Here is an 11,876-nt window from a genome sequence, read left to right on the forward strand (position 1 = left end):
TAGCTGTACAAATCGGCACACAGAAACCGGAGAAGTAGTGCCTACGATCCAGCAGCTGGTCCGCAAGGGCCGGCAGGACAAGGTCGAGAAGAACAAGACGCCCGCACTCGAGGGTTCCCCTCAGCGTCGCGGCGTCTGCACGCGCGTGTTCACGACCACCCCGAAGAAGCCGAACTCGGCCCTGCGTAAGGTCGCGCGTGTGCGTCTGACCAGCGGGATCGAGGTCACCGCTTACATTCCGGGTGAGGGACACAACCTGCAGGAGCACTCCATCGTGCTCGTGCGTGGTGGCCGTGTGAAGGACCTGCCGGGTGTTCGCTACAAGATCATTCGCGGTTCCCTCGACACCCAGGGTGTCAAGAACCGCAAGCAGGCCCGCAGCCGCTACGGCGCCAAGAAGGAGAAGTAAGACATGCCTCGTAAGGGCCCTGCCCCGAAGCGCCCGGTCATCATCGACCCGGTCTACGGTTCTCCTCTTGTCACGTCGCTCATCAACAAGGTGCTGCTGAACGGCAAGCGCTCCACCGCCGAGCGCATCGTCTACGGTGCCATGGAGGGCCTGCGCGAGAAGACCGGCAACGACCCGGTCATCACGCTGAAGCGCGCTCTCGAGAACATCAAGCCGACCATCGAGGTCAAGTCCCGCCGTGTCGGTGGCGCGACCTACCAGGTCCCGGTCGAGGTCAAGCCCGGCCGCGCGAGCACCCTGGCGCTCCGCTGGCTCGTCGGCTACTCCCGCGCCCGTCGCGAGAAGACCATGACCGAGCGTCTGCTCAACGAGCTGCTCGACGCCTCCAACGGCCTCGGTGCGGCCGTGAAGAAGCGCGAGGACACCCACAAGATGGCCGAGTCCAACAAGGCCTTCGCGCACTACCGCTGGTAGTCGCTACCCACATCGAGACCGAGAGAAGACTGAAGCCTTATGGCTACCACTTCACTTGACCTGGCCAAGGTCCGCAACATCGGGATCATGGCCCACATCGACGCGGGCAAGACGACCACCACCGAGCGGATCCTGTTCTACACCGGTGTGTCCTACAAGATCGGTGAGGTCCACGACGGCGCTGCCACCATGGACTGGATGGAGCAGGAGCAGGAGCGTGGCATCACGATCACCTCTGCTGCCACCACCTGTCACTGGCCGCTCGCCGACGTCGACCACACCATCAACATCATCGACACCCCGGGCCACGTCGACTTCACCGTCGAGGTGGAGCGTTCCCTGCGCGTGCTCGACGGTGCCGTGACGGTGTTCGACGGCGTCGCCGGCGTCGAGCCCCAGTCCGAGACGGTGTGGCGTCAGGCGGACCGCTACGGCGTCCCCCGCATCTGCTTCGTCAACAAGCTCGACCGGACCGGTGCCGAGTTCCACCGCTGCGTCGACATGATCTCTGACCGCCTCGGCGCTCAGCCGATCGTCATGCAGCTCCCGATCGGTGCCGAGGCCGACTTCAAGGGCGTCGTCGACCTGGTCACGATGAAGGCGTTCGTGTGGTCCGCCGAGGCCACCAAGGGCGAGATGTACGACATCGTCGACATCCCGGCCACGCACACCGAGGCTGCCGAGGAGTACCGCGGCAAGCTCATCGAGGCCGTCGCCGAGAACGACGAAGAGATCATGGAGCTGTACCTCGAGGGCAACGAGCCCACCGAGGAGCAGCTGTACGCCGCGATCCGTCGCATCACCATCGCGTCCGGCAAGTCCAAGGACACCACGGTCACCCCGGTGTTCTGCGGTACCGCGTTCAAGAACAAGGGCGTTCAGCCCCTGCTCGACGCGGTCGTGCGCTACCTCCCCTCCCCGCTCGACGTCGAGGCCATCGAGGGCCACGCCGTGAACGACCCGGAGGAGGTCGTCAAGCGCAAGCCGTCCGAGGACGAGCCGCTGTCGGCGCTCGCGTTCAAGATCATGAGCGACCCGCACCTCGGCAAGCTCACCTTCGTCCGGGTCTACTCGGGCCGCCTGGAGTCCGGCACCGCCGTGCTGAACTCCGTCAAGGGCAAGAAGGAGCGCATCGGCAAGATCTACCGCATGCACGCGAACAAGCGTGAGGAGATCGCGGCGGTCGGCGCCGGCGACATCGTCGCCGTCATGGGTCTGAAGCAGACCACGACCGGTGAGACGCTGTGCGACGACAAGGCGCCGGTCATCCTGGAGTCCATGGACTTCCCGGCCCCGGTCATCCAGGTCGCCATCGAGCCCAAGTCCAAGGGTGACCAGGAGAAGCTGGGTGTCGCCATCCAGCGTCTCGCGGAGGAGGACCCCTCCTTCCAGGTTCACTCGGACGAGGAGACCGGCCAGACCATCATCGGTGGTATGGGCGAGCTGCACCTCGAGGTGCTGGTCGACCGTATGCGCCGTGAGTTCAAGGTCGAGGCCAACGTCGGCAAGCCGCAGGTCGCGTACCGCGAGACCATCCGCAAGGCGGTCGACCGGCTCGACTACACGCACAAGAAGCAGACCGGTGGTACCGGTCAGTTCGCCAAGGTGCAGATCGCGATCGAGCCGATCGAGGGCGGCGACGCCTCGTACGAGTTCGTGAACAAGGTGACCGGTGGCCGTATCCCGAAGGAGTACATCCCTTCGGTGGACGCCGGTGCGCAGGAGGCCATGCAGTTCGGCATCCTCGCCGGTTACGAGATGACCGGCGTGCGCGTCACCCTGCTCGACGGTGGCTACCACGAGGTGGACTCCTCCGAACTCGCCTTCAAGATCGCCGGTTCGCAGGCGTTCAAGGAGGCCGCGCGCAAGGCCAGCCCCGTGCTGCTCGAGCCGATGATGGCCGTCGAGGTCACCACGCCCGAGGACTACATGGGCGAGGTCATCGGCGACATCAACTCCCGCCGTGGCCAGATCCAGGCCATGGAGGAGCGTGCCGGCGCCCGCGTCGTGAAGGGCCTCGTGCCGCTCTCGGAGATGTTCGGCTACGTCGGAGACCTCCGCAGCAAGACCTCGGGTCGCGCAAGCTACTCGATGCAGTTCGACTCCTACGCCGAGGTTCCGCGGAACGTCGCCGAGGAGATCATCGCGAAGGCCAAGGGCGAGTAACGCACTCCGTTCACACGCCGTAGGCTTGACTCCGGAGCCTCTTGGGGCGAACGGCCGCATTCCCGGCCTTTCGCCCCTGGGCCCGGGCATTCCAGCAAAGATCACCTGGCGCCGATGAAGTAAGGCGTACCAGAACCACTCCCAGGAGGACCCCAGTGGCGAAGGCGAAGTTCGAGCGGACTAAGCCGCACGTCAACATCGGCACCATCGGTCACATCGACCACGGTAAGACGACCCTCACGGCCGCCATTACCAAGGTGCTGCACGACAAGTACCCGGACCTGAACGAGGCCTCGGCCTTCGACCAGATCGACAAGGCTCCCGAAGAGCGCCAGCGCGGTATCACCATCTCCATCGCGCACGTCGAGTACCAGACGGAGACGCGTCACTACGCGCACGTCGACTGCCCGGGTCACGCGGACTACATCAAGAACATGATCACCGGTGCTGCCCAGATGGACGGCGCCATCCTCGTGGTCGCCGCCACCGACGGCCCGATGCCGCAGACCAAGGAGCACGTGCTCCTGGCCCGCCAGGTCGGCGTTCCGTACATCGTCGTCGCCCTGAACAAGGCCGACATGGTGGACGACGAGGAGATCCTGGAGCTCGTCGAGCTCGAGGTCCGTGAGCTCCTCTCCGAGTACGAGTTCCCGGGCGACGACCTGCCGGTCGTCAAGGTGTCCGCTCTCAAGGCGCTCGAGGGCGACCCGGAGTGGGCCCAGACCGTCCTCGACCTGATGCAGGCCGTCGACGAGTCCATCCCGGAGCCCGAGCGTGACGTCGACAAGCCGTTCCTCATGCCGATCGAGGACGTCTTCACGATCACCGGTCGCGGTACGGTCGTCACCGGCCGTATCGAGCGTGGTGTCCTGAAGGTCAACGAGACCGTCGACATCATCGGCATCAAGACCGAAAAGACCACCACCACGGTCACCGGCATCGAGATGTTCCGCAAGCTGCTCGACGAGGGCCAGGCCGGTGAGAACGTCGGTCTGCTGCTCCGCGGCATCAAGCGCGAGGACGTCGAGCGCGGCCAGGTCATCATCAAGCCGGGTTCGGTCACCCCGCACACCGAGTTCGAGGCGCAGGCGTACATCCTGTCCAAGGACGAGGGCGGCCGTCACACGCCGTTCTTCAACAACTACCGCCCGCAGTTCTACTTCCGTACCACGGACGTGACCGGCGTCGTGACCCTCCCCGAGGGCACCGAGATGGTCATGCCGGGCGACAACACCGAAATGAAGGTGGAGCTGATCCAGCCCATCGCCATGGAGGAGGGCCTGAAGTTCGCCATCCGTGAGGGTGGCCGGACCGTGGGCGCCGGCCAGGTCACCAAGATCAACAAGTAGGTCTTGTTGCTCGACCTGGTGGCTCCAGCGTGAGCTGAGCACCTGAGAGGGCCCGTACGACTCCGGTCGTACGGGCCCTTTCGCATGCCCGCCGAGGAGGGGCGCGGGTACCGGGCGGGGCGGATGTGCGACAGGTGAACCGTGGACAAACGTTCGGATGAGAGTCCTGTGAGGCGGCTGTCCCGGCCGTGGCCCGACCCGTCGGACCCCCCGACGAGGACGACTGGCTTGGCCCTCACCCGCGGCGCGCAGCCGCTTCCCCGCTCGCCGTGCTGTCGGCGCCCGCCGCCGCCCGGCACGGCCGCGAACGGCGCCCCCGCCTCTACGCCCTGGACGGCATCCGGCTGCTGGCCGCCCTGATGGTCGCGCTCCACCACTACGCGGGCACCTACCGGGTGGACCGGCCCGGCAACCCGATCTGGGGCCGCCCGGTCTCCTAGATCATGCCGACGGTGTTCCACGTGGCGGCCTACGGCTGGATCGGTGTGGAGATCTTCTTCGTCATCAGCGGCTTCGTGATCTGCATGTCCTGCTGGGGCCGGACGCCCCGTCAGTTCATCGTCTCCCGGGTGGATCCGGCTGTACCCGGCGTACTGGTTCGCGGTGCTGTTCACCACGGGCGTGCTGGCGGCGGTACCGGGCGTCCGGGAGCGGCTGCGCGTCCGGGACGTCCTGCTGAACCTGACGATGCTGCAGTCCGGCTCCGGTGTCCGCAACGTCGATGGCGTGTACTGGACGCTCTGGTCGGAGCTGCGCTTCTACCTGCTGTTCCTGCTGGTCGTCGCGACCGGCCTGACGTACCGCAAGGTCGTCCTGTTCTGCTGCGTGTGGGGCGCGGCCGCCATGCTCGCCCCCGTCTCCGGACTGCCCCTGCTGGTGCTGCCGGCCAACCCCGAGGGCGCCTGGTACTTCATCGCGGGCCTCGCCCTCTACCTCATGCACCGCTTCGGCCAGGACCTGCTCCTGTGGGACGTCCTCGCCATGGCCTGGCTGATGGGCCAGCGGGAGCTGGGGCTGCGCGTCGACGAGGTCGAGCACGTGTCGGGCTGGCGTGGCGCGGTGCTGATCTTCACCCTGTTCCTGTTCCTGTTCCTGTTCCTGCTCCTGCTCCTGCTCCTGCTGATGATGATGGTGGCGGTGGCCCTGGGCCACACCGACCGCGTCCGGTGGCGCCGGCTGGTGACGGCGGGAAGCCCGACGTACCCCCTCTACCTCGTGCACTACGCGGCCGGTACGGCGATCATCGGCCGCCTGCACGACGAGCTGGACGCCCGGCTTCTGGTGGCGGCGGTGATCGCCGGTTTTCTGCTGCTGAGCTGGGCGGTGCACCGGTTCGTGGAGCGGCCGCTGGCGGGAGGGGTGAAGCGGGGTCTGGAGGGGGCGTTCACCCGGATGCGCGGCCGATCGGGCGGAGCCGCGGGCCAGGAGCGACGGTCCGGGCGTGGAGGCCACACGGGAAGTTCACGTGTCGTACCGGCTTCGCACGGCCCACGCTGTCGAAAGCCGTGCGGCGCCGGCTCCTCACGGGCACGGCCGGAGTCAGGTGACTCCCCGCCCGACTACCCTCATGCGCGTACGGTTCGCGCCGTCGTCGCACTCCCCGGCAGAGCGGGCCGCGGCAGGCGCGCGCAGCGGGTGCCGAAGGCCGTCAGGAACGCGGTGGGCAGGAAGACCGCGTCGCACGCGATCATGGCCAGCGAGAAGAACGGGATGCCGAGGAGCACCGCGATACCCACGTGCTCGAGGATCATGACGGCCAGCAGGACGTTCTTGATCCTGCGGTTGGCGAGGGTGACGGGGAAGGTCACCTGCACCATGACCGTTCCGTAGCTCAACAACAGGACCGCCAGCGTGTGGGACGCGAGGAGCGCGGAGAGCGTGGGCCAGGGCGCGAAGTACTCCAGGTTCAGCGCGTAGTACAGGGCGCTGCCGTCCTGCCACCGTGTGCCCTGGACCTTGTACCAGCCGGACGTTGCGTAGATCAGGCAGACCTGGACGGCGATTGTCAGCATCGCGGCGTTGTGCAGCATGGCCGCGGCCGCGTCCAGCACCGCGCGGCCCTCGGACCCGGGGAACCGGCGCCCGACGGCGTACCACAGTCCCTGAGCACCCCACAGGGTCCACAGGACCAGCGGCCATCCCGCCTCCATGCCGAACGCCACCAGCAGGAACAGCCCGGTGGCCGACCAGAGGACGACTCCCGTGCGGTCGGCGGGGGAGAGGCCCTTGCGGTTCCGCCGGCGCGCGTCCAGGGACCAGACCTGCGCGCAACGGGTGAAGACCAGGTAGATCACCATGATGCGCAGGACGTTGTCGCCGCCGTCACCCACCAGCGAGTTGCGGCTCTCCAACGACACCGTCCCGACCATGAGCAGCACGGACATGGTCCTGGTGCGCCAGCCCACCAGGACCGCGAGGGCCGAGACGATGGTCAGGGTGTAGACGATCTCGAACCAGGCGCGCCCGTCGGTCCAGTACAGGACGCTGAAAGAGCCGTCCAGGCGCCCCAGTTCGAGCGCCATGTCGTGCGACAGCGGGCTGCGGTCGCCGTACAGCACCCGTCGGTTGGGCCACTCGCGGAGCAGGAAGGCGGTGATGGCCACGGCCAGGCCGATACGGAAGACGGCGGCCTGGTAGGGCGCGCGAGTGCCGCACACGTAGTGTCCGAACCGGGCGAAGACCTCACGGACGCGCTCCCTGAGCGGCCGGCGAATCGCCTCGGAACGGGGCGGCAAAGGTGTCGCGGTGGTCAACTCACAGTCCCCTGTAGTCCTGGTCGGTCACCGGCCACCACGGAAAGACCCGGTAGGCGGTGGTGTCGGACGTCTTTTCCGAACTCCACGACGGGGGCGGCACCATCATGTACCGGCCCGCGAGCTGCACACCCGTGATCCGCTCGCCCTGCCACCGGCGGCCGAGCCGCTGGAGCGCGATGCGTTTGAGGTACTCGTCCGCCAGGACTCCACGGGCGCCCTTGGGCCGGTTGTCCCGGTCGTGCCAGGATTCGGCGCCGTCCCAGGCGGTGCGGAGCATGTTCTGTCTCACGTGGCTGGGCGCCGGATCGCCCTTGATCGCTGCCACGTCCTGCGCGGTGAGGTTGATCCATCCCGAGACACGGCCGGTTCCGCCGGCGTCGATGGTCCGCAGGCGTACGCCGACGGAGTCATTGCGCTGCTTCGGGTTGGGGGCGAAGAGCTTCCAGTCCTGTCCGAACTGGGGGCGGACGAAGGAGTCGATCGTCTTCTGGTGGTGGGCCGTGAGGGCATTGGCCGGGGCCAGGATCAGAAAGATCAGGACCACGTGGGCCAGCAGGGCTCCGGCCAGCAGGAGCGCGGTCGTGGCCAGGGCGCCGACCGATACACGTGACCATCCGCGGTGGATCCCGTCGCCCGCTGCAGGTGCCGGTCCGCCGCCGTCGGAGGGGTGTGCCCCGATGGTCTCCGGCTCCGGCGCCGGGACGACACCGCCCGGATCGGGTCGAGGGGTAGGCAGGCACTGAGCCGCGGGAGCCGCACTCGTCGAACGTCCGGCGGTGGATTCACTGGGGGGTTTCATCACGTTCCTTCTGTTCTGCGGCTCGTGTGATGAGGATGGCTCACCACACGAGCCGCACGCCTGATGCCTCACTCGTGAATCCGATGGAGACGTCAGGTGGCAACGGGCGATTTCGGCGGCGGGCATCGGCCGTTTCAGCGACTGCTCTTCCGCTCACTCGTCGACGTCGAAGTCACGGTTCTCGATGGCTTCGCGGCGAAGCCTTGCTCTCAGGCCGCAGAGTGAGTGGGCCCTGGCGTGTGGCGAAAGCCGGGCTGTGGCCGATGGGCCCGTCAGGAAGCGGTTGTCTCAGCCGCCGTTGCCGTTGGCGTTGCCGTTGGCGTTGCCATTCGCGTTGCCGTTGGCGTTCCCGTTGTTGCCGTTGTTGCCGTTGTTGCCGTTGTTCCCATTGTTCCCATTGTTCCCGTTGTTGCCATTGTTGCCGTTGTTGCCGTCGGTCCCGCCCGTCAGTCCGATGAGCCCGGTCGTGAGGCCGATGGGACCGATGAGGGTCGGGTTGAACGTCACGTTCTGCGTGCAGTAGCCGAACGTGCCGCCCTTGCAGCCGTAGACGAGGTCGTACTTGCTCGCCTCGTCCCTGTCGTCGTAACGCCTCTTCTCGTCCCCGTGGTCGTGCGTCGGGGACACGGTGCTCTTCTGGGCGTGCGCCGCCCAGGGACGCTCCCAGCCGAGTGCCTGGGACGCGGTGACCGTGCCCAGTGAGACGGCGAGGACCGAAGTCCCCACCATGAAGGCTCGAATGGCCCGCATGACTCTCCTCTCCATCTTCTCCGTGCGGGATTATGGGACCCCGCGTGTTCAAGCGGAAAGTAGAGCAATGCCGGACCAGGGAAATCAATCGATGCGGCCATGGTGCGCCCATAAGCGGATTCAAATGCATCCAATAGGCGGCTTCTCGTCGCATTTACCGACCGATTTTCTTGTCGGTTGCGCCAGATGATGAATTCCATTGCCTAATTGTTCGTCAAACAGGAGAGCGAACGGGCGGCGATGCCGATCGTGGTCGTCGATCGGGTGCGGATCGAGCGGGGCCGCGAGGCCGTCGGGACGCGTACGGACGTCTTGCGCCGGCGGGCTGCCGGGAGGCGTACCTGCTGGGGTTCAGCGCCGACGAGGACGGCCGTGCGATCGTCGCCGACCGAAACCCGGACACCGCGGATCGCCGGGCGGTCCACGTTCCCGGAACGACGGCGGAACAGGGAAAGGCCGGCGGTGACATCAACCGGATGACAGACCTGTGGCGCGCGGCCAATACCGAGGCGCACGGCCAGTCCGTCTCCACGGTCACCTGGCCCGGCTACGGCGCACCGGACGACGCGGTCAAGGGCGCACCGCTCGAACGCGCCGTTCGAACACTACGCATGCGACGGAGCCCCCGCGTTCCGCTCCTTCATGGACGGCCTGGACGCGTTCCATTCCGGGAGGGGCGACTCGGCGCGGCCTGGTCGGCGCGGTGAGACCGCCCCGACCCTGGCAGGAGTCGTCGGGCAGGCCCCGGCAGTCCCGCCGCCGGCACCAGGCCGCCCTCGCGTCCGAGGAGCTCGGCCCGGTGCAGGGACCGGCGCGGAGGGTCGTTGGGCATGTACGCCGACCGGACGAAGAACGCCCCGCGCAGGCCCAGTTGCGCACGTCGGTCCCGGGGAACGTGCCGAGGTCCATGACGCCGGGCAGGACTCCGGGCGGGACTCCGGGCGGGACTCCGGGCGGGCGGAGTCGCCCCCGCAGCAGGGCGAGCCCGACGTACGTGACGCCGTCCAAGGTGTCGGGCACCGTGCCCGGTGGCGGCAGGGGCCACGTCGGCCGGGTCCACCGCCCGGTGCGGGAAGCTCGGGCCGAGCCGGGACCAGGTGAGCGGGGAAGGCGCGGTGCCCCGCAGCGGGTCGTCGCTGCCGGGGTGCCGGGGTGCCGGACGACGGGCTGTCGGGGCCGCGTCGCGCGGGCCCGGTGTCACCGGGGGGCCACGCCCGCCCCGGCTCCTCGGACTACCCCGCACGGCCCTGGCGGCCGTCCGCTCCGCCCGGGAAGACTTGCGGTCATGCAGATGAAGCTCTCCCTCGACGCGCTCACCCGCGAACAGCTCGAACGTGCCGCGGCCTCCTCCACCGGCCGCAGCGCGAGCACCGTCTACGGCGGTCACGACCACGGCCTGCGCCAGACCCTCCTCGCACTGACCGCCGGCACCTCCCTCGCCGACCACGAGAGTCCCGGCGAGGCGACGCTGCTGGTGCTGCGCGGCCGGGTCCGGCTCACCAGCGGCGACACCGTGTGGGAGGGCCGCACCGGCGACCTCCTGGCCGTCCCGCGGGCCCGCCACGGCCTGGAGGCGACGGAGGACTCCGCGGTCCTCCTCACCGTCGCCACGCAGGGCTGACGGGCGCACACCGGCGCCGCCACCGCCGTACGGCCGCGGCCGTGAGCACTTCGGCCGGGCGCCGCCCCTCGGTCTCGACGGGATCGCGGAGACGTGCGGCGGCCGCATGCGGCCGACTGCCTGCGAAACGAGAGCCGGCCGTGTCTGATCCCGGGCCGTGTTTGATCCTCGTCACGCCGGGGGTATTCTCTCCGGCTCGATTGGCCAGGCCCCTGCCCCATATGGCAGACTGTCCGAGTTGCTCGGCCGAGTGTTGATGCTGCGCGCCTCCCGCCGGGAGGACCGGAAGCGAGTCCCACAGTACTCGTCGCCCTAACTGCCTCACGGCAGCGCTGGGGCGGACGTACGGGAATCTTCCGGGAAGCGTGGGCGCGACACCGACCAGGCACCCGGTGGGCCTTCCGCCCCCGGTCTGCGGTTCCGGTAGGGCCGTGTGCATTCCCCGCAGGGATGTTCGAACGTTGGGACATCCGTGTCAGCGGGAGCGCGACACGCCCGACCGCGTGGGTCGGAGGAAACGGTAAGGGGCCCACCAGGTCCAGAGCGTTAGAAGAGACAGGACTACTGAGTAGCCATGGCGGGACAGAAGATCCGCATCCGGCTCAAGGCCTACGACCACGAGGTCATCGACAGCTCGGCGAAGAAGATCGTCGAGACGGTGACGCGTACTGGTGCGTCGGTCGCGGGCCCGGTGCCGCTGCCCACTGAGAAGAACGTGTACTGCGTCATCAAGTCGCCGCACAAGTACAAGGACTCGCGCGAGCACTTCGAGATGCGCACGCACAAGCGCCTGATCGACATCCTCGACCCGACCCCCAAGACCGTTGACTCTCTGATGCGACTCGACCTCCCGGCCGGTGTCGACATCGAGATCAAGCTCTGAGGCCGGTGATCTGAAGATGACCAAGCAGATCAAGGGCATCCTGGGCGAGAAGCTCGGCATGACGCAGGTGTGGGACGAGAACAACCGTGTTGTTCCGGTCACCGTCGTCAAGGCCGGCCCCAACGTCGTCACCCAGGTGCGTACGAACGACGCCGACGGCTACGAGTCGGTGCAGATCGCCTTCGGCGAGATCGACCCGCGCAAGGTGAACAAGCCCCTCAAGGGCCACTTCGCCAAGGCCGACGTCACTCCCCGCCGCCACCTCGTCGAGATCCGTACCGCTGACGCCGGCGAGTACACCCTCGGCCAGGAGATCACCGCCGAGGTGTTCGAGGCCGGCATCAAGGTCGACGTGACCGGCAAGAGCAAGGGCAAGGGCTTCGCCGGTGTCATGAAGCGTCACAACTTCAAGGGCCTCGGCGCCGGACACGGCACCCAGCGCAAGCACCGCTCCCCCGGTTCCATCGGTGGCTGCGCCACCCCGGGCCGCGTGTTCAAGGGCCTCCGCATGGCGGGTCGCATGGGCAACGAGCGGGTCACCACCCAGAACCTGACCGTCCACGCCGTTGACGCGGAGAAGGGTCTGCTGCTCATCAAGGGCGCGGTTCCCGGTCCGAACGGCGGCCTCGTCCTGGTCCGCACCGCGGCCAAGGGGGCCTGAGGTAACCG

Annotated in this window: 11 protein-coding genes and 1 pseudogene; 9 read left to right on the forward strand and 3 right to left on the reverse strand. The window is 67.8% G+C overall.

Annotated elements, in window-relative coordinates; all coding sequences use genetic code 11:
* The first annotated feature begins 37 nt into the window (after nucleotides 1-37).
* The 5 genes and pseudogenes from rpsL to ACIP5W_RS00105 form a co-directional block, all read left to right on the forward strand.
* Nucleotides 38-409: a 30S ribosomal protein S12 gene (rpsL, locus tag ACIP5W_RS00085; RefSeq protein ID WP_003948652.1), complete on the forward strand. Its 372-nt coding sequence runs from the start codon at nucleotides 38-40 to the stop codon at nucleotides 407-409.
* Nucleotides 410-412: 3 nt separating this feature from the next.
* Nucleotides 413-883 (forward strand): 30S ribosomal protein S7, encoded by a 471-nt coding sequence (rpsG, locus tag ACIP5W_RS00090; RefSeq protein WP_030788318.1) that lies wholly within the window; start codon nucleotides 413-415, stop codon nucleotides 881-883.
* Nucleotides 884-922: 39 nt separating this feature from the next.
* Nucleotides 923-3,049 carry an elongation factor G gene (fusA, locus tag ACIP5W_RS00095; RefSeq protein ID WP_401464310.1) on the forward strand — a complete coding sequence of 709 codons (2,127 nt, stop codon included), beginning with the start codon at nucleotides 923-925 and terminating at the stop codon, nucleotides 3,047-3,049.
* Nucleotides 3,050-3,204: 155 nt separating this feature from the next.
* Nucleotides 3,205-4,398 (forward strand): elongation factor Tu, encoded by a 1,194-nt coding sequence (tuf, locus tag ACIP5W_RS00100; protein ID WP_363089027.1) that lies wholly within the window; start codon nucleotides 3,205-3,207, stop codon nucleotides 4,396-4,398.
* A gap of 269 nt (nucleotides 4,399-4,667) precedes the next feature.
* Nucleotides 4,668-5,802, forward strand: a pseudogene (locus ACIP5W_RS00105) (acyltransferase family protein); the annotation flags it as partial.
* A 161-nt stretch (nucleotides 5,803-5,963) separates the two neighbouring features.
* Here the strand turns inward: ACIP5W_RS00105 and ACIP5W_RS00110 are convergent.
* From ACIP5W_RS00110 to ACIP5W_RS00120, 3 genes are all read right to left on the reverse strand, one after another.
* The gene (locus ACIP5W_RS00110) at nucleotides 5,964-7,151 is read right to left on the reverse strand and encodes an HTTM domain-containing protein (protein WP_401464314.1); all 1,188 of its coding nucleotides are present in this window, start codon (nucleotides 7,149-7,151) and stop codon (nucleotides 5,964-5,966) included.
* A 1-nt stretch (nucleotide 7,152) separates the two neighbouring features.
* Nucleotides 7,153-7,698, reverse strand: a complete 546-nt coding sequence (locus tag ACIP5W_RS00115; protein ID WP_401464317.1) for a DUF5819 family protein — start codon at nucleotides 7,696-7,698, stop codon at nucleotides 7,153-7,155.
* A gap of 543 nt (nucleotides 7,699-8,241) precedes the next feature.
* Nucleotides 8,242-8,703, reverse strand: coding sequence for a hypothetical protein (locus tag ACIP5W_RS00120; RefSeq protein WP_401464320.1), 462 nt, complete (start codon nucleotides 8,701-8,703; stop codon nucleotides 8,242-8,244).
* A gap of 170 nt (nucleotides 8,704-8,873) precedes the next feature.
* Between ACIP5W_RS00120 and ACIP5W_RS00125 the strand changes: the two genes are divergently transcribed.
* The 4 genes from ACIP5W_RS00125 (at nucleotide 8,874) to rplC (ending at nucleotide 11,868) form a co-directional block, all read left to right on the forward strand.
* Nucleotides 8,874-9,410: an alpha/beta hydrolase gene (locus ACIP5W_RS00125; RefSeq protein ID WP_401464323.1), complete on the forward strand. Its 537-nt coding sequence runs from the start codon at nucleotides 8,874-8,876 to the stop codon at nucleotides 9,408-9,410.
* A gap of 578 nt (nucleotides 9,411-9,988) precedes the next feature.
* Nucleotides 9,989-10,324, forward strand: a complete 336-nt coding sequence (locus ACIP5W_RS00130) for a cupin domain-containing protein (RefSeq protein WP_401464326.1) — start codon at nucleotides 9,989-9,991, stop codon at nucleotides 10,322-10,324.
* A 574-nt stretch (nucleotides 10,325-10,898) separates the two neighbouring features.
* Complete coding sequence (gene rpsJ / locus ACIP5W_RS00135) at nucleotides 10,899-11,207, forward strand: 30S ribosomal protein S10 (protein ID WP_003948644.1); 309 nt, start codon at nucleotides 10,899-10,901, stop codon at nucleotides 11,205-11,207.
* 16 nt (nucleotides 11,208-11,223) lie between these two features.
* A complete protein-coding gene (gene rplC / locus ACIP5W_RS00140) occupies nucleotides 11,224-11,868 on the forward strand; it encodes a 50S ribosomal protein L3 (protein ID WP_366059595.1) in 645 nt (214 codons plus the stop codon).
* Nucleotides 11,869-11,876 lie beyond the last annotated feature (8 nt).

It is taken from the genome of Streptomyces sp. NPDC088766 (assembly GCF_044750845.1).
In the GTDB taxonomy this organism is placed as follows: Bacteria; Actinomycetota; Actinomycetes; order Streptomycetales; family Streptomycetaceae; genus Streptomyces.